This is a genomic window from Halioxenophilus aromaticivorans, from assembly GCF_042850945.1.
In the GTDB taxonomy this organism is placed as follows: domain Bacteria; phylum Pseudomonadota; class Gammaproteobacteria; order Pseudomonadales; family Cellvibrionaceae; genus Halioxenophilus; species Halioxenophilus aromaticivorans.
Map to the genome: position 1 here is coordinate 3,723,583 of NZ_AP031496.1, position 25,602 is coordinate 3,749,184.

General features: G+C 52.0%; 17 protein-coding genes. 6 read left to right on the top strand and 11 right to left on the bottom strand.

The genetic code is table 11. From position 1 onward, the window contains the following. Window positions 1–107: 107 nt before the first annotated feature. From ACGHM3_RS16015 to cobA, 5 genes are all read right to left on the bottom strand, one after another. Window positions 108–3,248: an efflux RND transporter permease subunit gene (locus ACGHM3_RS16015; protein ID WP_345427930.1), complete on the bottom strand. Its 3,141-nt coding sequence runs from the start codon at window positions 3,246–3,248 to the stop codon at window positions 108–110. Further along, window positions 3,245–4,456, bottom strand: a complete 1,212-nt coding sequence (locus ACGHM3_RS16020; protein WP_345427931.1) for an efflux RND transporter periplasmic adaptor subunit — start codon at window positions 4,454–4,456, stop codon at window positions 3,245–3,247. The genes ACGHM3_RS16015 and ACGHM3_RS16020 overlap by 4 nt, the downstream gene beginning before the upstream one ends. Before the next feature lie 156 nt (window positions 4,457–4,612). Beyond that, entirely contained in the window at window positions 4,613–5,905 is a 1,293-nt protein-coding gene (traF, locus tag ACGHM3_RS16025; RefSeq protein WP_390517227.1) for a conjugal transfer protein TraF, read from the bottom strand. Between the two features lie 195 nt (window positions 5,906–6,100). Then, complete coding sequence (gene nirB, locus ACGHM3_RS16030; RefSeq protein ID WP_345427933.1) at window positions 6,101–7,759, bottom strand: nitrite reductase large subunit NirB; 1,659 nt, start codon at window positions 7,757–7,759, stop codon at window positions 6,101–6,103. Window positions 7,760–7,768: 9 nt separating this feature from the next. Then, on the bottom strand, window positions 7,769–8,581 hold the full coding sequence (gene cobA / locus ACGHM3_RS16035) for a uroporphyrinogen-III C-methyltransferase (RefSeq protein ID WP_345427934.1): 813 nt from the start codon (window positions 8,579–8,581) through the stop codon (window positions 7,769–7,771). Window positions 8,582–9,094: 513 nt separating this feature from the next. On the opposite strand from cobA, the gene ACGHM3_RS16040 reads away from it, so the two are divergent. The 3 genes from ACGHM3_RS16040 (at window position 9,095) to moaB (ending at window position 13,575) form a co-directional block, all read left to right on the top strand. Further along, window positions 9,095–11,803 carry a nitrate reductase gene (locus tag ACGHM3_RS16040; protein WP_345427935.1) on the top strand — a complete coding sequence of 903 codons (2,709 nt, stop codon included), beginning with the start codon at window positions 9,095–9,097 and terminating at the stop codon, window positions 11,801–11,803. 250 nt (window positions 11,804–12,053) lie between these two features. Beyond that, window positions 12,054–13,055: a GTP 3',8-cyclase MoaA gene (gene moaA, locus ACGHM3_RS16045; RefSeq protein ID WP_345427937.1), complete on the top strand. Its 1,002-nt coding sequence runs from the start codon at window positions 12,054–12,056 to the stop codon at window positions 13,053–13,055. Between the two features lie 13 nt (window positions 13,056–13,068). Beyond that, entirely contained in the window at window positions 13,069–13,575 is a 507-nt protein-coding gene (gene moaB / locus ACGHM3_RS16050; RefSeq protein WP_345427938.1) for a molybdenum cofactor biosynthesis protein B, read from the top strand. A gap of 112 nt (window positions 13,576–13,687) precedes the next feature. Here moaB and ACGHM3_RS16055 read toward each other — a convergent pair whose 3' ends face one another. Continuing rightward, window positions 13,688–14,224, bottom strand: coding sequence for a DUF924 family protein (locus ACGHM3_RS16055; protein ID WP_345427939.1), 537 nt, complete (start codon window positions 14,222–14,224; stop codon window positions 13,688–13,690). A 146-nt stretch (window positions 14,225–14,370) separates the two neighbouring features. On the opposite strand from ACGHM3_RS16055, the gene glp reads away from it, so the two are divergent. The 3 genes from glp (at window position 14,371) to ACGHM3_RS16070 (ending at window position 17,436) form a co-directional block, all read left to right on the top strand. Then, window positions 14,371–15,570, top strand: coding sequence for a gephyrin-like molybdotransferase Glp (gene glp / locus ACGHM3_RS16060; RefSeq protein WP_345427940.1), 1,200 nt, complete (start codon window positions 14,371–14,373; stop codon window positions 15,568–15,570). An 85-nt stretch (window positions 15,571–15,655) separates the two neighbouring features. Continuing rightward, window positions 15,656–15,979, top strand: a complete 324-nt coding sequence (locus tag ACGHM3_RS16065; protein WP_345427941.1) for a DUF1244 domain-containing protein — start codon at window positions 15,656–15,658, stop codon at window positions 15,977–15,979. A 155-nt stretch (window positions 15,980–16,134) separates the two neighbouring features. Next, window positions 16,135–17,436 carry a glycerophosphodiester phosphodiesterase family protein gene (locus ACGHM3_RS16070; protein WP_345427943.1) on the top strand — a complete coding sequence of 434 codons (1,302 nt, stop codon included), beginning with the start codon at window positions 16,135–16,137 and terminating at the stop codon, window positions 17,434–17,436. A gap of 214 nt (window positions 17,437–17,650) precedes the next feature. On the opposite strand, the gene ACGHM3_RS16075 is transcribed toward ACGHM3_RS16070, so the two are convergent. The 5 genes from ACGHM3_RS16075 to htpG all read right to left on the bottom strand — a co-directional run bounded on the left by ACGHM3_RS16075 (window position 17,651) and on the right by htpG (window position 25,555). Continuing rightward, complete coding sequence (locus ACGHM3_RS16075; protein WP_345427944.1) at window positions 17,651–19,465, bottom strand: DUF885 domain-containing protein; 1,815 nt, start codon at window positions 19,463–19,465, stop codon at window positions 17,651–17,653. Window positions 19,466–21,406: 1,941 nt separating this feature from the next. After that, window positions 21,407–21,862, bottom strand: a complete 456-nt coding sequence (gene sixA, locus ACGHM3_RS16080; RefSeq protein WP_345427945.1) for a phosphohistidine phosphatase SixA — start codon at window positions 21,860–21,862, stop codon at window positions 21,407–21,409. 308 nt (window positions 21,863–22,170) lie between these two features. Then, window positions 22,171–22,440 (bottom strand): DUF4389 domain-containing protein, encoded by a 270-nt coding sequence (locus ACGHM3_RS16085; RefSeq protein ID WP_345427946.1) that lies wholly within the window; start codon window positions 22,438–22,440, stop codon window positions 22,171–22,173. Next, complete coding sequence (locus ACGHM3_RS16090) at window positions 22,433–23,458, bottom strand: NAD(P)H-dependent glycerol-3-phosphate dehydrogenase (RefSeq protein ID WP_345427948.1); 1,026 nt, start codon at window positions 23,456–23,458, stop codon at window positions 22,433–22,435. Before ACGHM3_RS16090 ends, ACGHM3_RS16085 begins: the two co-directional genes overlap by 8 nt. A gap of 183 nt (window positions 23,459–23,641) precedes the next feature. After that, complete coding sequence (gene htpG / locus ACGHM3_RS16095; RefSeq protein ID WP_345427950.1) at window positions 23,642–25,555, bottom strand: molecular chaperone HtpG; 1,914 nt, start codon at window positions 25,553–25,555, stop codon at window positions 23,642–23,644. Between the last annotated feature and the right edge of the window lie 47 nt (window positions 25,556–25,602).

Genomic DNA, 25,602 nt, shown 5'->3' on the forward strand with positions numbered 1-25,602 from the left:
TGCGGCCTGCACACCGCACATTAAGCCTTCGGTTTCATTGCTCTATCTCCAACTGTGTAGGATATATACTCTCCTGCAGCCCTCACTAGAGGGCTTTTTTTTGCCTATTAGTTCGGCAGGCTCTGTCGAGCACTTTCATTTGCTAACTCTGATTTATCACCCATTACTTTCACCTTGAGTGCGTGCAGCGCTTGGTGGATATCCTCACCAATTAAAAACAGAGCGGGAACCAACAGCAGGGTTACGAAGGTGGCGCACAGCACACCAAAACTCAGCGCAATGGTGGTGGGAATAAGAAATTGAGCCTGGATAGAGCGCTCCAGCATCATGGGGAGCAACCCCACAAAGGTAGTTACCGAAGTTAATAATATTGGCCTAAAACGGCCAACCGCGGCGGTTACTATGGCTAGTTCCGGCGCCATATCGTTATCGCGGTTGCGATGTAGGGCATCCAGCAAAACCAAATTGTCATTCACCACCACCCCGGCCGCCGCGCCAATGCCCAAGTAAGAAAATAAGTCCATGGGCACGCCCCACACCAAATGGCCAATCACAGCGCCCATAAAGCCAAAGGGTATGGCGGTGAGTACGATTAACGGATGCCAGTAGGATTTAAACGCCACGGCAATCAAAGCGTACATGGTAAAGAACGCAATTAAGTAAAGGCTGGATATCTCGGCCAAAAACTTGGCCTCGCCCTCGGCCTCACCGATAGCACCAAGATAAACCCCGGGGTAGTCACGCCGCCACTGATCAAAAAAGTTATCGGTTAAATCCTTGGAAATCAGCTCGCGATCCTGGCCGCTCATTTCAGCCGACACCACACTGGAGCGTTTGCGCTCTCGCCGATCGATTCGGTTAACACCGGGCAGGGTTTCAATTTGCACCACCGCCATAAGCGGTACTTCTCGGCCATCCGGTAGGCGCACGTGGAACTCGTTGAGGCTCTCCAACGTGGCGCGGCTGGTTTCTGGGTAACGCAGCATCACTCGCACGTCGTTGCCATCTCGCGCCAAGCGCTGCACTTCCTCGCCGTAATAGGCTTGCCGCACCTGACGCGAAACCTCTGCCAACGTTAAACCCAGTTTTTCCGCCCCCGGCAGCAACGTGAAGCGGTACTCTTCGGTGGCGGCCTGCAAGTCACTGCGCACATCGTACAAGCTTTCGTAACTGCGCAATTTCGCTTCCAGAGCACGTACCGCTGCTTGCAGTACATCGAAATCTGCGTGGCTTACCGAATATTCGATGTCCGGCTCAAAGCCATCCATGGAACTGTGGTAAGACACTCGATCGGCATCAGGGATGTCACCCACCAATTCTCGCAGACGATCGGCGGCTTCTTTGGCACTTATCTGGCGGGTTTCCGGCGGCACCAATTTAACAATGGCAATCACGTTATCGCGCCGGGAGCGGGTATACCAGTTTTCGATCAACTCACCACTGCCGCCTTCTTCGATGCCAAGTTGTTTTACCTCTTGCACCAGTTGTTGTTCGCCTGCCTGCAGTTGCGCCAGCACCTCCAGCGCACGCGAATACGGCGCGCCGTCGGCCATATCCACTTCCACCACAATTTCATCGCCTTCGATATCGGGCATAAAATCGAATTTGATCCATCCTGTTGCCAACAACACCACACTCAACGCAAAACAACCAAAAAACACAGCAGCAGTGGTGTAGCGATGGGCCAGTGCGGTTTTAAGAAAACGCCGATAGGGAGTATTGGCAAAGTTAATCAGGCTGTGCTCAATGGCCAGCTGCGCTCTGCCCAATTTGCCAGGTGGCTTAGGTGGCTTTAAATTACGCAGATGCACCGGCAATATTAAAAATGCTTCGATAAGCGAAAAAGTTAATGCGCAAATGATAATAATGGAAATTTGTCGAGTAAGCTGGGCATCTTCGCCGGTGATAAATAACCACGGTGCAAAGGCAATCATGGTGGTGAGGACGGCAAAAATAACCGGTTTAATCACCAACTGAGTGCCCAATACCGCCCCAGTTGCACCACCGCCCTGGCCAGTTTGTTGGTGAATACTCTCGCCCACCACAATGGCATCGTCCACCAAAATACCTAACACCAATAAAAACGAAAACGTCGACAAAAAATTGATAGACACATCGGTGTAGGGCAACAGAATCATTGCACCACAATAGGCGGTAAAAATACCGCTGGACACCCAAAAAGCCACCTTAGGCCGTAGGGTGAGCAACAAAACCACGCATACCAAAATTAACCCATAAAAGGCAGAACTCATAATGGTGTGCATTCGGCTTTTATAGGCATCGGCCATATCGCTCCACAGCGTGAGCTGCATACCCTGTGGTAACCTCGGCTGAGCTTGCTCAATCCACTGGCGAATGGAATTACTGGCCTGGACGATGTTCATGCTGTCCATGGTCATTACTTGAATCAGTACTGCTGGCTGGCCATTTAAGGTGGCTAGAATTTCATTTTCTTCAAAGCCGTCGTTAACCTGGGCCACATCCCTAACCCTGACTATGGCGCCATCGTCGGTTTGCCGTACCACAACCTGGCCGAACTCGTCTTCGTTTTCAGCCAGGTTTTTGGCCCGCAGTTGCACATCACCGGTGTTGGTTTTCACCCGGCCAGAGGATACGTTCACCGAGGTCTCTCGTACCGCCTGGCTCACATCATCAAAACTCAAACCGTATTGCCGCATGGCGTTTTCAGATAACTCAATGGCAACCTCTTCGGCCCGCACGCCAAATAACTCCACCACGGAAATACCAGCTAACAAAACCACTTCTTCCCGTAAATCTTCCGCCACACGTTTTAGCTCTTGCTCGGAAAAGCCCTCGCCGTGCAGCGCCACTCGCTGCATCTCGTTACGCCAAATAATTTGCGCAATTTGCGGCGCTTCCACTTCCCGAGGAAAGCTGCGAATGGCATCCACCCGAGATCGAATTTCGTTCACAAATTTGGCGGCATCGGTGCTGGGTAAGCCCTGAATTTCAATATCCGCTAGGCCTTCGCTGGCGGTGGCAGTAATGCGCTCGATGGTGTCTAAATCGTTCAACGCATTTTCAATACGCATCACAACTTGCTCTTCCACTTCTTGAGGCGCTGCGCCGGGCCATACCACCTGTACCGAGGCGCGAATGGCCGACACGGTGGGGAAAAACTCGCGGTCCATGCGCTGATAACTCAATACACCGGCCACAATAATACCAACCATTAACATATTGGCTGCCACAGGGTTACGCACCCACCAAGCGATAATTCCGGTCATGATCGATCCTCCGCTGGCAACGCCCTCTGTTGCGCCGTTTGCGACTCCGCCCTCAACTCTGCCGCACCCATGGGCTCTACCCGCAAACCATTTATCGGGTCGCGCACGGGGGAGATAACGACCATCTCACCCTGGCTAATACCATCTTCTATAACCGCTTGTTGCCGGTCTGTGTGTTTAACGCTCACCGAGCGAATTTCTAACACGCCGTTGTTTACCACGTACACGCGATTACCGGCGCGCAGTGCTTGGCGCGGAATAATTTTGGCGGCAGGCAGGCTTTGGCCCTGAATGCTGGCATCGACGTACAAGCCCACGGCGAGCGGTGCGCCGCTCTCAAAGACGGTATTTTCACTGTAGGGGGCGTCAACCTCTGCTACGGCATAGATGACCCTGGTGAGCGGATCAAAGGCTGGCTCAATGCGCACCAAGCGTGCGGGCCACTGGCGTTTGGCACCGGCCACGGTGGCGGTCAAAGTCACCGCCGGCGCTGACTCTGGGGTAGCCGTAAAGCCTATGGGCAACCCCAAAGAAGCTAACTGGCCATCGGTAAGCGGTAATCGAACCTGTGCGGTGTCGGTGGAAAAGATTGAAGCCAGGGTGGTGCCTGCGCTAACGAATTGGCCAAGGCCCACTTGATCTTGGCGCACGCGGCCTTTATACGGCAGTGAAACTTCAGTGCGGGCCAAATTGATTTTGGCTTGTTGCAAGCTGGCCTCGGCCGCCGCCAACCCCGCCTTGGCCTGTGCCAACTGCGGTTTTTTGAGCCCTAGATCCGATGCCTTAACCCCAGCCAATTGTTGGTGGGCTACCCTGGCATCGGCAGCGCCTTGGTCCACCAAAACCTTTTGCCGAGCCACTTCCGCCTGGGCGTTGGTGACGGCGACTTTGTAGTCGCTGTCGTCTATTTTCAGTAGTACTTGGTTAGGCTCAAAGGTGCCGCCTTCGGTAAACTCCGGCGATACATACACAACCTTGCCACTAACCTCCGCAACGAGATCAATATTTACGCGGGCGGTTACTTCGCCCTGGCTGGAGACCATTAATTGGGTGGCGGCCTCCTGCACCGGTGCCACTGTCACCACCCGAGGGCGCGGCGGCTCCGGCGTCGACTCCAGCTGCGGCTTGGTTTTTATCAATAAAAAAGTAATCGCAACTGTGGCAACCACCACCAGCAATGGCAGCACAGCAAGACGCAGGTGGCGCATAGTTCTCTCCCAACGTTTTAATCGTTATAAGCGCAATCAATCGGCGGACTTAGGCAACGGTGGGATTGAGACGAAGAGAATACGCAAAGCGTTTACAGGCGGGCTGGATTCAACCCGCCGAATGAAAGCCGCCGGCATTGATTGCCGGCAGCGGGGTTATATTTTTAAGCCAAATTGTAGGGCGGCGGCTAATTCGTCATCACTCTCCACATAGGAGAGATCCATTAAAAATCGACCCAGGCTCACCCCAACACCAGCGCTCAATGCCGTGCCATGATTGCCCTGTAAATCTTCTTTGTAGCCAAAGCGCAGCGCGATTTGGCGTAATGCTCGCCACTCGACACCCACCGACACATCCTGAGACTCCATTCCCGTAGCGACCGGCTTTATGGCCGCCATATCGTAGTCGACTCCCACCTTAAAACGCTGGCCGATATAACCCAAACCCAAGCGAGGCTTAGGCTCAATGATAATGGCCTGCCCCTGGGTTGTTTCGATGTTGTGGCGAAACACATCTTTTACCGCTAGGCCCATATTAAAATTGCCAATGTTAGCCGCCACGCCGATATCGGCGTTGAGCCGCCGGGTCCACTTTTCGCTTTGGGTAGTGTCGATACTGTTTTGGCTAATATTGAGCTCAGCATCAAAGGTTTTTAGCAACATTAATTTTGGCGTGATACCGAAGGCGATGTTCTGATCCCGGATGTTAAAGCTCTGTGCCATGGCAACGCCAAGCTCGATACCCGCCGCCGCCGCGGCACTGGCGGTACTTACAATTTGGTTGCGCGGGTCGATTAGGCCATCTGGCCCGAATAATTCTGGGTGCTCTTCGCCGCGCTGGCCAGCGCTGGCGATAAAATCCAGGCCGTCGATGTAGTCTTGCATCAAGGCGAGGTCTGCGTCCGCGATGCCGGTTAAATCGCCGTCACCAAAACCACGGCCGGCAATAAAAAAGGCACCACCTTGGCCATCCCCAGGCTCTGCCACCACCAACCCTGCGTAGGTGTTGCCGTAGAGGGTTTCACCCTGAATATTGGTGAGGGTTTGCAGCACTTCTCGGCTGGCATCCACAACCTGGCCTGCGCTGGCGGCGTCCTGTTGCGCGTTGTACTGATCAACCGCTGCGGTGAGCTCATCGACAATTTGATCTTCGTCGATGTTATACAAGTCTTCTACGGATTGTGAGGATTGAGCACTGAACGACGGGAAGTATAAGCGCCCGTGTCGGCCCCTGTCTTCATCATAGCGATACTGAGCGAGCCGAGCGGGATTGTAGAAAACCGCATTACCCGGACTGGCAATGGCCACCGCGGCGCCTCCCATGGCCATGGCCTCTGGCTCAAACACACCATAGCCTTCGGCTTGTGCCATATTGGCAGCAACCAATCCGAAGTATGTGACCAAGCCCAATACAGGCCTCAATAGCGAAAATCGACGCGCACAAAACATGAATAAACCCTAGAAACTGGCAATAGCGGCAAGGAGATTACCACGCATTATTGCCAGAAAGCAGGACTTGGTTAGGAAATCTAAATTAACGGGGCAAAAAAATGGGTAGCTGAGCTACCCGAACACACAGAGAACAAACTGGAATTTGCCGATACGACACTGTGCTAGAAAGTTGTTGCCTATCGCTACCTCCGGCTAAGCCAATCCGGCTGCTGATAACCGCTGCTCCAGCACCAAGAGCTGCTCAGGAGAAACCCCAACCAACTCCAAGCGATTGTCGCCGGCGACCTGGGTGGACAGGTTAAATTCTTTGGTAATGGCGCCTAGGGCAAGCAGTTTATCCGGGCTGATATTGCCGGCACTGAGGCCGCTTAGAAAAATACCGGCCACAGCATCGGCGGGGCCGCCCACCTCATAACCCAGGTCGGCCATCTTGGCCTCAAATACTTGCTCGGCCAAAGCCCCACAGCTGCCACACCCCGTGGAAGCCAATGTTTGTTGCTTAATGGCGTTCATGTCTCGGGCACCGGCGATTACGGCCTGCTCTATTTGCCCTTTGGTTACGCTGTTGCAGGCGCAAATTAAGGCCTCCTGGGGCAGCGACTCTACATCGAACACCACGTCTTCTTTTGGAAATAACAACTCTTCTGGCGAGGTTGGAATCTCTAACTTATTCAGCATTAATTGCAGCCAGCCGCCGTAATCGGATACGTCGCCCACTAACACGGCACCCAACAAGTGTTTGCCATCTGCCGATACTACTAGGCTTTTGTACACTTCTTCGCTGTCGTCGTAGTAGCTGTAGTTAAGACAGCCCTGCGTGCGGCCGTGGGCATCGCCAATGCTGGCCACATCCACTCCCAGCAATTTGAGTTTGGTACTCATATCGGCGCCGACAAATTCTTCGCAATCTCCCGATATGTGGCAGGCAGCGACTTTGGCCATGGTATAGCCCGGGCTCACCAAACCAAAAATACGGCCACCCCAAAGGGCACACTCGCCAATGGCGTAGATATTTTCATCCGAAGTTTGGCAGAAATTGTTGACTACAATGCCGCCGCGCTCACCGATATCCAAGCCAAATTCACGGGCCAGAGCATCCTGGGGGCGAATGCCGGCAGAAAACACGATCATGTCGGTTTCTAAGAAAGAGCCGTCGGCAAAGTTCATGCGATAGCGACGCTCGCTACCGGCAACGATTTCTTTGGTGGCTTTTTCTGTATGGACCCCCACGCCCAGCGATTCGATTTTTCGCCGTAACAAGGCGCCACCGCCCTCATCGAGCTGCACCGCCATTAGGCGCGGTGCAAATTCCACCACGTGGGATTCTAAACCGAGATGTTTGAGTGCATTTGCCGCCTCAAGGCCCAACAGGCCTCCGCCGACGACCACCCCCACTTTGGAACTTTGAGCCGAGGCGGTGATGGCCTCCAAATCCTCAATGGTGCGATACACCAAGCAGTGCTCCTGGTCATTGCCAGGAATCGGCGGCACAAACGGAAAGGAGCCGGTGGCCAGAACCAATTTGTCGTAATCTTCTTTGCGACCGGATTCGGTGATCACACACTTTTGCTCACGATCCAACTCAACCACTTTGTCGCGTAGCAAAAAAGACACGCCTTTCTCTTGGTAATATTGCTCGCTGGTGAGCATTAGGTCGTTTACCGAGGCACCAGAAAAATACGAACTGAGTTGTACTCGGTCATAGGCCAGCCGCGGCTCTTCTGAAAAAGTTAGGATGTGATGGCCATCGCCTTTGGCATCAAGTAGGCAATCTATAAACTTGTGCCCAACCATACCATTGCCCACCACAAGCACCTTGGGTTTTGCGGCAATTTGCTGTTCGTTTTGCATAAAAAAATCCTAGGCCGACATCTGTTGAGGCAGCGACTGCGCCGACTGCAATACTTGGCTTAACTCGTGATGCAGGCGCACCACCTGGCCGACAATAATCAACGCTGGCGCCTGGGCTCGGTTGTCTTGTGCCAACTTTGTTAAGCTAGCAAGCTCACCGGTCATAACCCGCTGTTGCGCCGTACCACCACGTTCAACAATCGCCACCGGTGTATCCCCAGCTAAGCCGCCGCGCTGGAGCTGACCACTGATGCGCTCGGTGCGGCTAAGCCCCATATAAAAAACCAGAGTGTTGCCGCTAGCGGCTAGGGCCGGCCAATTAATGCTGGAATCGGCTTCCGCGCCAGTTTCACTGTTGCGGCTGTGTGCCGTTACAAAGGTGCAACCCTGGGTAATGCCGCGGTGGGTTAAAGGAATACCGGCGTAGGCAGAGCAGCCATTGGCCGCAGAAACACCGGGTACAACCTCCACGGGCACGCCGGCATCTCTCAAGGCCAAGGCCTCTTCACCACCGCGGCCAAAAATAAATGGGTCGCCGCCTTTCAACCGGCACACATTTAATCCGAGCTGCGCCTGGTCCACCAAGGCTTGGTTTATGCCCTCCTGGGGAATGGCATGGCGCCCCTTGCGCTTGCCAACGTAGATGCAAAGCACACCTGTAGGAAACAAGGCTTTTATGTCTTCGCTAACCAGGGCGTCGTAAAATATGACGTCCGCTGCTTGGATGCACTTAACCGCCTTTAAGGTAAGCAGATCGACGTCACCCGGCCCAGCGCCAACAATGGCGACCCGGCCTAAGGCTTCTACGGTTGATTGGCTCATGCTTTACACCTGAAATGAGTTAAAAACTAATACCGCCGAGACACTGCATTAGCGCAGGAAAATGCACGGGATATATTCATTTACTTGTAGTTAGCAATGCCAATGCCATTCCCTATACAATTAAGTGCAATAAAACTTTTTGCATATTTATCAGCAACTTAGAATAGCAACCGACAGTAAGATATGACCTTTTGTGACATTGGCGCACAAGTCGAGCCCACTAGATTGCACCATATAAATACTGAAAAGAATTTTGAGCACCAAAATAAAACATTTAACAAGACCTTTATATGCACCATTAAATACCAAAAAGCCATCAGAAAGTTCAGTTGTGGGGCAAAACACCCTACTCAATGTACTTTAAAGTGCCAAACTTGACAGAAAACCTCGCGAATTCGGCAGCACGCCAAGCATCCAGCGCTTGGTTCGCTTTTTGCAGCTAGGGTAGTCTTTGCCAGCACCCGCCGCCCAATCCGCGGGGCCGTTGAATTATCTAATTTGGGAGCAAATACGGTGGCCATAATTCAATCCGATAACCAACCTTGGATCAAATCGACCTGCGCTTACTGTGGTGTGGGCTGCGGCATAGAAGCCCAAGTGACGCAAGGCCCTGAAGGTGAATCCGCCACGGTTGCGGTACGCGGTGACGAAAGCCACCCTGCCAATTACGGCCGCCTATGCTCCAAGGGCCTTGCCCTGGGGGAAACCGTGGTCGACCAAGGCCGGCTAACGCAACCCCAGATCCACGGGCAAGACAGTGCTTGGCAGCCCGCATTGCAAATGGTGGCCGACAAGTTCAGCCACACAATTGCTGAGCACGGCCCGGATTCCGTCGCGTTTTACGTCAGCGGCCAGTTGCTAACCGAGGATTACTACATCGCCAATAAGTTGATGAAAGGCTTTATTGGCTCCGGCAACATCGATACTAACTCTCGCCTGTGCATGTCCTCTAGCGTTGCCGGCCACAAGCGGGCCTTTGGTACAGACACAGTTCCAAACACCTATACCGATTTAGAACAATCCGACTTGGTCGTCTTGGTCGGGTCCAATCTGGCCTGGTGCCATCCGGTATTATTTCAACGCTTAAAAGCCGCCAAAGCGGCGCGGCCAGAAATGCGCGTGGTGGTTATCGACCCACGCGATACCGAAACCACCTCCATTGCCGATTTGTACCTACCCATCAAACCCGGCGCCGATGTGTTGCTATACAACGGCTTGCTGGATTACTTAGCCCGTGCCGAAAAGCTAGACGATAGCTACATCGAGCAACACACTGAGAACTTTACTCACGCCCTCAATCAAGCCCAGTTCGATTGCGCCGACCGGGAATCCTTCTACGCCAAGCTGGGGCTGCCCTCCTCCTTGGTAACCACCTTCTATCGCTGGGTAGCAGAAACCGATAAAACACTGACGGTGTATTCTCAGGGCGTTAATCAATCCAGTGCCGGCGCGGACAAAGTTAACGCCATCATTAACACGCACCTGGCCACCGGCAGAATTGGTAGGCTGGGCTGCGGGCCGTTTTCAGTCACCGGCCAACCCAACGCCATGGGCGGCCGAGAAGTAGGCGGCTTAGCCAACATGCTGGCAGCTCATTTGGAGTTTGGTAACCAGCGCGCGTCGGAACTGATCAAAACCTTCTGGGATAGCGCTAACCTCGCCACCGGTCCCGGCTTAAAAGCCGTAGAAATGTTCGATGCCATTGCCGATGGCAAAATAAAAGCAGTTTGGGTGATGGCGACCAATCCCGCCGCCAGCCTGCCCAATAGAGACAAAGTTAAACAGGCTCTGGCAAATTGCGATTTTGTGGTGGTTTCCGATTGTATTGCAGATACCGATACCACCCAATTCGCCCACGTGCTATTGCCAGCCCAAGGCTGGGCGGAGAAGTCCGGCACGGTAACCAACTCTGAGCGCCGCATATCACGCCAACGCCAGATAGTGCCGGCGCTGGGTGAAGCCAAGCCAGACTGGTGGATCATGTCCGAGGTCGCCAAGCTCATGGGCTTTGGCGCTCAGTTTGATTACCCCAGCGAAGCGGATGTGTTCAAAGAATACGCCGCTATGACCGCCCTAGGGCAAGAGGAAGAAAGCTGCAAGCGCGACTTGGATATCTCTGGCCTAGCCGATATTACAACCGAGCAATACCACAGCCTCGCACCGGTGCAGTGGCCGGTTGCCCAAGGCTCACAGCCGCTAGATGACCAACGTTTTTTTGCCGAGGGGGGGTTCTATACCGCCAGCCGCAAAGGCCAATTTGTTAGCACCGCCTACCGCCCACCGCAAACGGCAACCAACGCGAAATACCCACTCATTCTTAACAGTGGCCGCTTGCGGGATCAGTGGCACACCATGACTCGCACAGGTTTATCGGCCCGCCTTAATGCCCATAAGCCGGAACCGTTCATCAACATCAACCCGCTGGACGCCCAAGCCTACGGCACAACCGAGGGCGCCATCGTTAAGGTTACCAGCCTGGCCGGCAGTGCCATGGCAAGAGCTCGCATCACAACCGAAGTCCAACCCGGGCAACTGTTTATGCCCATACACTGGACGGGAACCCACTCTTCCCACAGTTGCGTGAGTAGCGTCGTCACACCGGAATACGACCCTGTATCAGGCCAGCCGGAATCCAAATTCACCCCGGTTGCCCTGAGCCCCTGGCCGGTGTCCAGTGAGGCCTTAGTATTAAGCCGGTCTCCCATTGCCATGCCGGAAGACAGCTATTGGGCAAGGCAAACCATTGAGCAGGGCTTCCTATATTTTGTCGCCAGCCAGCAGCCGCCGGCTGAATTAGCTGCTAGCCTGAGCAACACCCTGCCCCAGCAGGAACTAACCAGCAACCTGGGATTTACCAACAGCGCTACCGGCGCCATGCGTCGAGCTCGCATCCAACAGGGTCAACTCATCGACTGCCTGATCGTGGCGCAGTCTACCCAAAAACAAGACTACGATTGGTTAGCGGTTCTGCTGGCAGACCGCTTAAACAGCACCGCAGAGCGCTCTCTTCTGGCAGGTAAGCCCGACGCCAGCATTGCGCAGGGCAAACTCATTTGCGCCTGCAAAAAGGTGGGTGAAAAAACCATTAAAAAGGCCATCACCAGCCAAAACCTAGAATCAGTTGAAGATATATGCAGCGCCACTCAAGCTGGCACCGGCTGCGGCTCCTGTCTGCCGGAGTTGGGCGATATTCTGGAACAATGTCAAACAATTGATGCCTAACCCTGCCTAGGCGCGCCATTTGCGAATTTCGGCCCTTGAACGCTACTGCACCTTATTTAGGTGTAATCCTGGGTCGTTTTGCTTATTATTGCGCCTAGTTTTACGCCCATCATTCGGCGTAAGGGCGCCATTACCTTATGGCGGTAATGAGTTACTAGCCATTTATCAATGCCCGTCATTAATGGCTATCAAACAGTAACCCAACCTAAGCCCAAAGCCACCAGATTACCTGCAGGAAACCGCACGTTATATGAGTACAAACGCAGCACAACCCTTAACCGACCCCTTTGGCCGCAAAATTACCTATCTGCGCCTGTCGGTAACAGACCGCTGTGATTTCCGCTGTGTTTACTGCATGGCGGAGGAAATGACTTTCTTACCCCGCGCCCAGCTGTGCACACTGGAAGAGTTGGCCGAAATAGGCGCAGCGTTCTGTGAACTAGGTGTCACCCAAATTAGGCTGACGGGTGGCGAGCCGCTGATTCGACGCAACGTGCAAAGCCTGTTTCACCAACTTGGCGCCCTTCCCTCGCTTAAGGATTTAACCCTAACCACCAATGGCTCGCACCTAGCCCAATATGCGGACGAGCTTAAAAAAGCCGGTGTAAAACGCATCAACGTCAGCCTAGACACATTGCAGCAAGAGCGCTTTAAGGCGCTATCTCGCACCGGTGATTTGCAGCAGGTGCTGGCCGGGCTAGAGGCGGCCAAATCCCAGGGTTTTAGCGCCATTAAACTGAACGCGGTTATTTTGCGCAATCGCAATTTTGATGAGGTGGTAGACCTGGTTGAATACGCCCACCGTAACCAGTTCGATATCAGCTTTATTGAAGAAATGCCCCTGGGCCACATCAGCGAGCACGGCCGTGGCGAGGAATTTGTTTCCAGCGAGGACATTCTCAACTGCCTTAAACAGCATTTTGCCATTCAACCCAGCGGCTACAGCACCGGCGGCCCATCGCGTTACTGGCAATTGGCAGAAGGCCAGACCCGAGTCGGGTTTATCTCTCCGCACAGCAACAACTTTTGCGGCGACTGCAACCGGGTAAGAGTCAGCGCCGAAGGCAAGCTACTACTGTGTTTGGGCAACGAGCACAGTGTAGATCTCAAGGCCGTTATTCGAGCGCACCCCGGCGACCGGGAAAAGCTCAAACAAGCCATCGTTGATGCCATCGGCATTAAACCCGAACGCCACCACTTTGAGCACGACGACGTACAGATTGTCCGTTTTATGAATACCACCGGCGGCTAACCCAGGAACCACCATGAGCAGCAGTAAAGAATTCACACCGCTTAACATCGCGGTTTTGACCATTTCAGATACCCGCACAGACGACACCGATACCTCAGGCGACTTACTCAAGCAGCACCTTACCGAAGCTGGACACCAATTTGCTGTTAAAACCATTGTTAAAGACGATATTTACCAAATCCGCAAAGTGATATCAGATTGGGTGGCCAACGGCGACATCAACGCCATATTGACCACCGGCGGCACTGGCTTTGCGGGCCGCGATAGCACGCCAGAAGCTATAGCTCCGCTGTTTGACCAGGAAATCGTCGGCTTCGGTGAATTGTTTAGACAGGTATCCTATGCCGAGGTAGGCAGCTCCACGGTGCAATCTCGATGCTTAGCCGGCGTCGCCAACAAAACCATCATCTTTTGCCTACCGGGTTCCAACAACGCTTGCACCACCGGCTGGCAAAAAATCATCAAAGAACAATTAGACAGCCGCCACCGCCCCTGTAACTTTGTAGGCCAACTTTTGTAGCGCGCACCGCTTATTTTGACACAGTGATTAAGGGCAGATAAAAGCAAACGAAAGACCGCAGACGATACATTGAAAACGAGCAGTAGAGAGCGACCTTAGAAACCACTGCCCGTCAAAATGAAGAGTCTGGCTCAGTGAGAAAATCCAACTCCTCCGAAGTAGACTGCCGCCCCAGCAGCTTATTGCGGTGAGGATAACGACCAAAGCGGTCAATAATGGCTTTGTGTTTTTCTTCAAAGGCTAGGTTTTCTTCCAACCCAGGGGCAGAAAAAAGCACCACCGCATGTTCGTGCATCAATTTAGACTCTGAATGCATATAAGGCATGTAGAGAAACGCCCGCTGCTCCGCTGGCAATGCCTCATCACAGCCAGCTAGCACGGCCTCCTGGGCAAGCACCAATGCCTGTGCATCGGCAGCGAAAGCATCGGCGCTATCGCGATAGATATTGCGCGAGAATTGATCCAGCACAATAATTTCCGCCAAGCGACCTGCAGCTTCAATGCGCCATTCAAACAGCTCGCCCTTTTTGGCCTGGGTTAGCAAGCTGTCAAAGCGCTCACCAACCAATAAATCAAACACAGGGTCCGAGTCAAACCACTGTTTTGGTTCACACTCTTTGAACCAAAAATCCAATACGCTCTGCCACATACTACTCACCATTTACTGCTAGCTCATTTGGTTTTTTGGCTGTTGCACCGTAGCATTTTGCGCTGTAACACTTAGTGGCGATTACCAAAAAGTAATTACCAAGACCAGCTATTCTCAACCCTCCCGTCTAAGGTTAAGATGCCGACATGAAAACACTGCAACAAGCCCTAGATATTATTTTGGCGGCCGCTCAACCGCTGGCCAACACACAACGCCTGAACATCAGCCAAGCCTTGGGCCACTATTTGGCCGAAGACGTTGTCTCTCCCTTAGATGTGCCACCACAAGACAACAGCGCCATGGATGGTTACGCCATCAACCTGGGCGACAGTTCGGCAACGAGCGGCACAACTCAGTTTGAAGTAACCCAAACTATTAATGCCGGCCACATCGGCCAGCCCCTATTGCCCAACCAGGCTGCCCGTATTTTTACCGGCGCAGAGATCCCGGCTGGAGCCAACTGCGTTGCCATGCAAGAAAACTGCACCCGCAGCGACGATGGCCAATGGGTAACCGCCCACAGCACCGCACTGGGTGACAATATACGTAGACGCGGGCAGGACATTACCGTAGGCAACGAACTGTTCAACCAAGGTCATAGACTCACCGCTGTGGATATCGGGCTGCTGGCTTCATTAGGCAGGGCTAACATTACCGTATATCGGCCGCCTAAAATAGCGATTTTGTCTACCGGTGACGAACTGAAGGAGCCCGGCCAAGCGCTTGGCCCAGGGCAGATCTACAATTCCAACCGTTATTTACTCACCGCAGCGCTGCAGGCTCTGCAATGCGAGGTAGTGGATTTAGGCCAAGTGGAAGACACGCTGGCAGCCACCCAGACCGCACTGATTCGAGGCCAGGAAGCCGATTTAATCGTTTCCACCGGCGGTGTTTCGGTTGGTGAAGCCGATTTTGTCAAAACCGCGGTGGAGCGTTTGGGCGAGCTCAACAGCTGGAAAATCGCCATAAAACCCGGTAAACCCTTGGCCTTTGGCCGCATTGGCGACACTCCCTTTCTGGGCCTGCCAGGCAACCCCGTGGCGGTGTTCGTAACATTTCTATTGGTCGTAAAACCGTTTTTAAATGCGCTTCGGGGCAACAACAGCACTCACCCCCTGCGTGTGTTTAGTTCGGGCTTTGACATCAAACGCCCATCCGACCGCAGACAATACATGCGCATAAAAATCGACCAAACGGGTTTAATACAACGGTTTGGCAATCAGAGCTCCGGGGTTTTATCTTCCCTAGCATGGGCCGAGGGATTGGCTATCGTGGAAACCGGACAAACCGTCAACAAGGGCGACGCATTACCAGTCATCCTTTTAAACGATCATCAATTCAGTTAGTCCTAGGCCACCGATAACACGGGTAACAATCAGTGTTAGCCACCGTAAAAGCCTACCAATAACAGCCAACTTAAGAGCCAAAAGCATGAACGAATCCAACAAACCTTCACCCAGTGCACAGGAAATTGAAATTCAGGCGGCAGCCTTTCGTCGTTTGCTGGAGCATTTAGATCAACGCAAAGACGTACAAAATATTGATTTAATGAACCTCGCAGGCTTTTGCCGTAACTGCCTGAGCAAATGGTACAAGGCAGCCGCCGAGGAGCGCGGCCAAAGCATCGATTACGACCAAGCCCGCGAGCTGGTATACGGCATGCCCTACGAGCAATGGAAAGCTCAATATCAAACCCCAGCGAGCGCCGAGCAAAATGCACAATTCGCGGCACAACAACAAAAAAATGATCACTAGCACCTATAGCTTTCACTCCCGTCACAAAAGCGACATTAAGCGGTAATAAATTCGTCAATAAAACTGCATGTTTAATCGGTAACGTCCTCGTTACGACCTTTACCCTGGTGGCCGCTGGCGCGAGCCGCGCCAGTATTTGATTAAAGGTCTATAGGATGACTAACTACGAGGAAATCAGCATGCGCTTTATTAAGAGATTGGGAGCTCTCGCTTTGGTGGTGATCAGTGTTTCTGATTGCACCAATGCCAACCCGGGCAGTAAACACTACGACCCCGTCGACGTTGGTCTTCGACCACAGTTTTTGGTGGATGGGCTTGAAGACAGCAAACTCAAGCAGCGCCTTAAAGCCTGTGAGAACAAAAAATTTTACAAAACTACTTTTTCCATTGGCCATCGAGGTGCCCCGCTGCAGTTTCCGGAGCACACTAGAGAATCCTACGTGGCGGCAGCCAAAATGGGCGCGGGAATTTTAGAGTGCGATGTCACCTTCACCGGCGACGGCGAGCTGGTTTGCCGTCATGCCCAGTGCGATCTCCATACCACCACCAATATCATCTCCACCGAACTCAATAGCCATTGCACGGTTCCTTGGGATCACGATAACCCTAACCCCGGCTCCGTAAAATGCTGCGCCAGCGACTTAACGCTTGCCGAATTTAAAACGTTAAAAGGCAAAATGGACGCGGCCAACGGCAGTGCCACCAGCGCCGAAGCGTTCCAGGATGGCACCGCCAGCTGGCGAACCGACCTGTACAATTCCCGCGGCACCCTGATGACGCACAAAGAAAGTATCGCCCTTTTCCGTGAATTACGCGTGGGCTTTACGCCGGAGCTAAAAGGTGGCGACAGCGGTGCCAATGTGCAAATTGAGGATGTGTTTGGCTCCCAAGAAGCCTACGCTCAACGCCTAATCGACGAATACGTTGAGGCCGGTGTGCCTGCCCACCGCGTATGGCCACAATCGTTTAATTTGGATGATGTTCTTTACTGGAACGCCAATACCGATTTCGGTGACCAAGCGGTGTATTTAGACAGCCGCCCCATAGATCCAAATAATGCCGAGACTTTTGTACCGTCGATGGCCGAGCTGTACGATGCCGGAGTAAAAATCGTGGCCCCGCCAATTCCGTATTTGCTAACTGTGACAGATAGCGGTGACATAGTGCCCTCGCTGTACGCCACTACAGCCAAGCAGGCCGGCCTAGAGATTATTACTTGGTCTTTAGAGCGCTCGGACTTAAGAAATGGATCCCGTACAGGTACCGATGCCGAAGGCAATCCGGTGGCTACCTATTACTACGGTTTTGATATCAACCCCGCAGCACAAGCCATAAAAACCGACAGCGACCAATTTAAAGCGCTGCACGTTCTGGCCCAAGACGTTGGTGTTCTCGGTGTCTTTTCAGACTGGCCGGCCACCACCACGTACTACGCCAATTGTTTTAACGTTAAGTAATGCGCGACAATTGAATAGGCGGTATGAATCAGACTGACTTTTAAGCTGGGCTTCGAAAAGCCGATCTTGAAAACCTGAACTTAAAAATCCTGCATCTAAAAACTAAAGTGGTACAGGGAAGTGCCTTAATAACTGGGCAATGAAAACTGCCAAAAAAATAGCAAAAATTAAGCGGCCCAGAGTGAGCCGCTTTTTTTGTTACTGGAAATGCTAGTTACTGCTGGCTGGCAATCCAGGCATCAACTTTTGTTTCTAACATAGACAACGGCATTGGCCCGTCTTCTAGCACCAAATCGTGGTAGGCCGCCATGTCAAATGCCTCTCCCAGAGCCTCTTGCGCCCTTGTGCGCAGCTCTAGAATTTTTATTTTACCCACCAAATAGGCCGTGGCTTGGCCTGGGTATACGATGTAACGCTCAATGGCTTTTTCCGCATCGCGCACCGGGTTAGGCGTATTTTTGGTTAAGTAATCGATGGCTTCTCGTCGGCTCCACTGCTTGCTGTGAATACCGCTGTCCACCACCAAGCGACACGCCCGCCACAACTCCATGGCTAGGCGACCAAAGTCAGAATAAGGGTCGCGGTAGAAACCCATTTCTTTGCCAAGATACTCGCTGTATAAACCCCAACCTTCGGTGTAGGCCGTAAACCGAACGTTTTTCTGATAATCACTTACCCCTGCCAACTCGGCATTAATGGCCAACTGCAAGTGATGGCCGGGCACCCCCTCGTGATAGGCCAATGCCTCCATTTGGTAGGTGGGCATGGATTTCATATCGTATAAGTTAACGTAATAAATACCGGGCCGGCTGCCATCCGGTGGTGGCCGCTGATAAAATGCTTTACCTGCGCTTTTTTCACGGAACGCCTCCACTCTTTTAACCTGCAAAGGCGCTTGCGGACGAATGCCAAAGTAGCCGGTCAAATTTGCCCGCATGGTATCGATAGCAGAGACCGCTTCGCTCAAATATTGATCTCTCCCGACCTGGGTGTTGGGGTAATAGAATTGTTCGTCTTCGCGCATAAATTCAAAGAAAGCCTGCAGGTCGCCCTCAAAACCCACTTGCTCCATGATGCTGCGCATTTCGCCATGGATGCGCGCCACGTTATCCAAGCCCAGCTGGTGTATTTGCTCGGCGTTTAGGTCAGTGGTGGTATAAAACTTTAATAGGTAATCGTAGTAGGCCTCGCCATCGGGCAAGCGCCACACGCCATCGCCTTCCGGCGCCTGGGCACCGTATTTTTCTATGGCGGCAATCAATTTCTCATAGGCCGGGCCAACGGTTTCCAACAACACAATTTCAGCTTCATCCAGGTAGGCATTGGTTTGCTCTTCACTTAGGTTTAAAGCGATAACTTTGGCTTTGAAATCGGCGTAAATGGGGTTGATTGTTTCAGCGGCAGTGTCGAAGGGAAAACCGCTAATCACATTGCTGGCGGCTTCCAGCATTTGTGGGTAACTCCATTGCGGCGCATAGACACCCTGCTTAGCCTGAATGGCCATTTTGCGCTGCACTTGTTTGAACAAGCTCTCTGTGTTGACCAAGCGGGATAAATAATCGTCTGCATCTTGTTCGTCGGTGATGCGATGGACATTGATTAAAATGCTGGGCACCGAGGTGTGCCAGGAGCGAAACTGCTGCATAACGTAATCGTTGTTACGAAAAGGATAAAACTCCACCAGCCGATCAACATTAAGCTTGGCAATGGCCAGGGAGTTTTGCTCTTGCTCAGATAAAGTCTCCGGGTCAATGGCTTGCAGCTCTAGTTGCCGCTGCTTTTGCACCGCCAGTTCTTTCGCTTCTGCCGCTTCTCCTACTTCGTTCCATTGGCCGTAACCAAGACGAGACCCCTGGTAGGAAGCCGCCACCGGTGAGCGCTCTAAATCTTCTTGGTAATAACGCTGCAATCTTTCGGGCAGCGGCTGCGCTGCAAACTGCGTAGCGTCGCCTGGGGCCATGGTCGAAGTGCAGCCGACGCCGGCTACGGCCGTGAATAACCAAAAGGTTGCCATCAAAGGCACTCTCATGCTCTGCTCCTAAATTAGTATGGTTGTGTCCTAGAAAACTGACGAAAGCCAGCTACATTACCTCATATTAGCGGGCGACGTTATAAAGTGCCGCACAGTGCTACATTAGAGTCGCTCGGAGCGTGTGCGATATATCTCACAAGATTTTCTCATTTCTCCTACAGACAGCCACCAGGGGTAAGACCATAATAACTAACCATAAGGCAATGAACGGATTCTTTATCGCTAATTGGCTAGTGACTTCGCTTGCATAACTCAGTATCTGATCTAACCGACAGAACCTGAGAAAGCAGCTCTTAAGCCAAAATGAATTTGCACCAGGATGTGACGCCTTCACAATTTTGCAATCAACTAAATGCAAAATTGGTGCACTGAAAGAAGCCTTTAGCCAGCTCTTAAAATTTGAGCAACTAATAGTGAGATTAAGCGAAGTTCTGTGACACTGTTACTAAAGTAACGTTAACTGGTTCTCCTTTTATAACGTTGCCTCTCGGTAATACGAGCAACGCATAAGCAGCAGGTTTAACGCTATTTTGTTCTAGTACTTCCGACAAAATAGCCAGTTTAAGCAGCAAGGTCCGCGGTAGCACGCACTAGGGTTAGCGCCAGCTCACTCGCAACTCGGCAGGATGCCGTAGACGATACCGAAATAGGCACGATCTCTGCTTTACAGTTTTCAAGGACGGCCCAAAAGGATTATTTGCAAAAAGGATTTTTTCGGCAGGATGCCAAACTAGCAGGATGTTGGTTATGTAAACGGAAGTTTACAGGGACAAGGACGACGGACACGGAAGATCATTAGGAAGGACGACCTCAGGGAAAACAGCGGTAAGGATACTGTAGAAGGACTCTTTAGAAGGACTTTTTAAAAAAGAGACAAGGCAAACGGACACTGCCATTAGGGATGAGCCAGTAAGGATGCTGGTTAAGTAAAGGACGCAACTAAAGGCTGTAGGAAGAAGCCCACTAAGGACAGTGAACAAGGAGCGTCAACGGTCACAGGGTGTGCCGTAGGTAAAGGAATACGCGATAAAGGAATACGCAAGGAGACCGCAGGCCAGGACGCCGATAGTAAGAATATTAACTAGGGCATGGAGCTCGGGTAAGGACATCACACAGGTTTAAGGATGACCTGCTCGTTTACGGACAAACAAGATTCAGGAAGAACACTTTTAGGGATGAACAAGCGCGACTATGGAAATCAGCGCACCCAGCCACGGAACGGGCAAGGACGACACTCTTCAAGGACGCAGAGATTAGGACACCAGCGCTTACAGGACGGTAAAGCGTAGCGCAAGGAATACAGGAGTTTGATAGCACGGAGCTGTCAGTGCGCAAACGGAATCAGGACGATTCAGCGGCTTAGGACAAGCCAGCGAAAAAGGTTTTTACCACCGGATGTAATGGAATTTTCGCTTGCAGGATGCAGATAAGGAAGAAGATTAAACCAGGTAAGGTTAACGGATGCTGCTCAGGTCTATGGGAGCGATTTAGCCGCACAGTTAAGTCGCTCTTCTAATTTCCCTCTTCTCGAACTAACACCTCAGCAGGATTACACCTGCTCCACGCTCAATTGCGTAGTGGATCAACACCGCTGCACAATCAATCGGTTTTAACAAACCAAACATTCGAAGTCATCACCCAGACGCAATAAATTGAGATCCGCGAAGTATGGCTCATTTACTTTGAGTCGTCCGCGTAGCTTGCCTCCGTGGTTTCCTCTGCGAAATAGCATTGATTTGATTCACAAGGCACCTCACGGCCTTTGATACAGCAATAGCTAGATTTGTTGGCCAGCAATGAACGCTACCGACTCTTCCAAGCTACTTCCAGCGCTCTGCAGCGCCTGCTTGCTTCAGCGCCACTGCTATTAGTCTAGGTATTAGTCTAGGGCTCGGGGCCAAACGACTAATCGGCCGTCTTTCAGGCAGCCAGCCAACGTTATGGTTGGTCTACCCATTGCAAATGGCCACAGTCTGCGGCAATTACTTCTGTCTCGACGCAGGCCAGGGCACTGGTGCCTAAGCGGTGGCTACCTGGCTCTAACCCTGCCAACCAATCCAAAAACACCCCCACCAACGGCTGATGACTGACTAACAGTACACTGTCCATTTCTGCGGCTTCAATAGCATTAGCCAATCGTTGCGGGTTTGCCTCTGGCACCAGCAGATCGGTGGTTTGCACCTCTATGCCAGGGAGTATTTTTTGTACCAATCGCGCGGTCTCTTGGGCTCGCACGTAGGGGCTGGCCCAGATCTGAGTCACGCTTTGTAAGCTGGGTAATTGCCGACTTAGGATGGCTTCAGTTTCTAAGATTCCGCGGCCTGTTAGACGTCGTTGACAATCTGGACGAGCATAGGGGTCGGCTTCACCGTGACGGAGAATCAGTATCTGCATTGATGCTACCTCTAGTGGACTTTCTCGGGCAGTTAATGTTTTTAATGGCCTGCTCGCCTGTGCTTTTTTTGCTGTGGCCTTCCCAACATCGTGCCACAGCCACGGGCTTAACCAGAACCTGGCTCAATTAACTCGGCGCACGGCTTGCTGGCGCCAGCCACTTACCGGCACCAGTCATCGGCGCCTTACAAAACTTGGGTATTGCAGGCCCAAGCTTTGTGTGCCAAATAGCGGTTAACAGTGAACCACGGTTTTTGATTCAGCGGCTGAGATTAGCAAGTGACAGCCAAAACTGCCAGCCAAAGGCTTTATTGCGGCCAATCACTGAACGGAAACGGCTTTTTCTCTTGGGCAAAGCCAATAAAAGCAAAAGCCTGCGCCACAAAGAGGCCTATGGTACGGCTAAAGCGCTGCAAGGTGTTGCTGGGTTCGCCCGTGATCAGCACGATGACAAACTGCAACACCAGCAAAAACCAAATCACCATCAACGCCAAATGAGCCACCAGGGCAACCACTAGCATGTAAACCACACGCAGCCAAAATGCTTGGCTATTCCACTGATAAGGTTTTTCAGTCATGGTTTTTCACCGTAAATTCAACATCGTAATTCTGCTCCCCTTGCATCAAACCGGCGGCGACTTCGGCCAGCGGCTTTTGCTCAAATAGCACCCCATGTAATGCACTAACCAACGGCATATAAACCTCCAGCTCGTCGGCTTTCTGTTTGATGATTTTTAGGGTGTTCACTCCCTCTGCCACCTGGCCAATCTCCTCGATGGCTTGGTCCAAGCTTTTGCCCTCACCAATGGCAAAGCCTACCCGGTAGTTACGCGATAGATCTGACGTACAAGTAAGGATTAAGTCCCCTACCCCGGCCAACCCCAGAAAGGTCATTGGATTGGCGCCCAACTCTTGGGCAAAGCGGCCCATCTCCGCCAGGCTACGAGTCAGCAGCATGGCCTGGGTGTTATGGCCACAGCCCAGCGCCGCCGCCATACCGGTAATTATGGCGTAGATATTTTTTAACGCACCACCCAATTCGACGCCGTAGCGATCGTGATTGGCGTATACCCGAAAGGTCGGCGCACTCAGGGCGTCTTGCACGGTTTCAATTAACTGATCGTCTTCGCTGGCGATAACGGTACCGGTTTGCTGAGACTGGACAATTTCCTTGGCAAAATTAGGGCCGCTGAGTACGCCAATGGGCTGCCCTGGCAGCTCTTGCTCCAATATTTGGCTCATTAAGGTAAAACTGCCTGGTTCAATACCCTTGGCAGTACTCACCACCATGGCGGTGGGCGATAGTTTTGGCTTAATCAGTTTAATAACACTGCGAAAAGACTTACTGGGAATAGACACAAAAACCAGCTCTGCGCCCTCTAACGCTAGGTTGAGATCGCTGGTAATTTGCAGAGCATCGTTGAGCGGATAGCCCGGCAGATACCGGCTGTTTTCTCGATACTTTTGCGTATCCTGCGCCTGCTGTTCGTTGCGCATCCATTGATACACGTCGTGGCCGTTACTGGCGGTAAAGTTGGCTACAGCAGTACCAAAACTGCCTCCACCCAATACTGTCACCTTTTTGCTATTACCCATAAAATTCCTGTGTATTTTAAATTTGCAGTGTCTGTGACCTGTTTTGTGCTATTAGGTTGCCTCTGTTTCTAAGGCAACAACCTGCTTCAGGCCAGCATAATACGAAAAAGCCAAGCTTACGCTTGGCTTTTCGGAGTATTGTCATTAGGGCCAGCTTACTACAGCATTATGAATCAGCAATGGTTATTGGCTCAGTTCCATAATCAGCTTGTTCAGGCGGGCAACATAGCTGGCAGGGTCATCCAAGCTACCACCTTCGGCCAAACAGGCCTGATCAAATAAGATCTTGGTCAACTCGGTGAAGCGGTCCTCGTCGGGCTCCATATCCAACTTTTTCACCAATGGGTGCTCTGGGTTTAGCTCCAAATTAGGCTTGCTCTCAGGTACCGCTTGGCCAGCCTGCTCCATCAGGCGGCGCATCTGCGCACCCATATCGTTTTCACCAACCACCAAGCATGCAGGGGAGTCAGTCAAGCGGTGGGTGATGCGAACTTCGGCTACGTCGTCTTTAAGAGCTTCTTTGGCGCGCTCCAGCAGGCCGGATAATGCCTTCTCGCTTTCTTCTTGCGCTTTCTTTTCTTCCTCGGAGTCCAAGCCGCCTAAATCCAGCGAGCCCTTGGCAACGTCTTGGAAATTTTTGCCATCGAACTCGAACATATTGCCCATCAACCACTCATCTACGCGGTCGAAAAGAATCAACACTTCGATACCCTTCTTACGGAAGACTTCTAGGTGCGGGCTGCTCTTTGCGGTATTGAAATTTTCTGCGGCCACGTAGTAGATTTTGTCTTGGCCTTCCTTCATACGCTCAACGTATTGCTCGAGGGATTGATCTTGCTCGGGCTTGTCGGTGTGCGTTGATGAGAAACGGAACAGCTTGGCGATTTTTTCTTTGTTGGCAAAATCTTCCGCTGGGCCTTCTTTTAATACTTCGCCGAATTCTTTCCAGAAATTGTTGTATTGCTCTGGATCTTTTTTGGCCATTTTCTCCAACATGTCCAACACACGCTTGGTTAAACCAGAGCGCATGGCATCGATGTTAGGGTCTTTTTGTAAGATTTCACGGGACACATTCAAAGACAAATCTGCGGAATCAACAATGCCTTTTACGAAGCGCAGATACATTGGCAAGAACTGCTCCGCGTCGTCCATGATAAAGGTACGCTGCACATACAGTTTTAAGCCGCGTGATCCGTCTCGATTGTAAAGATCAAAGGGAGCCTTGGCGGGAATGTACAACAAGCTGGTGTAATCCAGTTTGCCCTCTACACGATTGTGACTCCAAGTCATTGGGTCACTGAAATCGTGGGAAACGTGGCGATAAAACTCTTTGTACTCTTCTTCTTTGATGTCCGAGCGCGAACGTGTCCACAACGCGGTGGCGGTATTGATGGTTTCGTATTCTGGCGCTTGCTCAGCCGCCGCTTCACCTTCCTCTTCGGCCGGTGCTTTTTCTTTTTCCATCACCACTGGCAGGGAGATGTGATCCGAGTATTTTTTGATGACGGAGCGCAAGCGCCAGCCATCGGCGAACTCAGTTTGGTCATCTTTAAGGTGCAACACGATTTGTGTGCCACGGTCGGCCTTCTCCACCATTTCAATGGTGTATTCTGCTTCCCCGTCACACTCCCAGTGCACGCCTTCGCTGGCAGGTGCGCCTGCACGACGGGTAAATACGTCTACTTTGTCGGCAACGATAAACGCGGAATAAAAACCCACACCAAACTGACCAATAAGATGCGAGTCTTTCTTTTCATCCCCGGTCATATTTTGCAAAAACGCAGCGGTACCGGATTTGGCAATGGTACCCAGGTTTTCGATCACCTCATCGCGGGACATACCAATGCCGTTATCGCTGATGGTAACGGTTTTGGCGTCTTTGTCGAAATCGATTTGAATTTTTAATTCGCTGTTGCCTTCAAACAGACTGTCGTCCTTTAAGGCTTCGAAACGCAGCTTGTCGGCGGCGTCGGAGGCATTAGATACCAGTTCGCGCAGAAAAATTTCTTTGTTGGAATACAAGGAGTGGATCATCAAATGCAGCAGTTGCTTTGATTCCGTTTGAAAACCCCGTGTCTCTTTTTGGGCGGTGGTCATCGAGAGTTGCTCCTCCAGTGGCTTGCTCGTTGATTAGAAGTACGCAA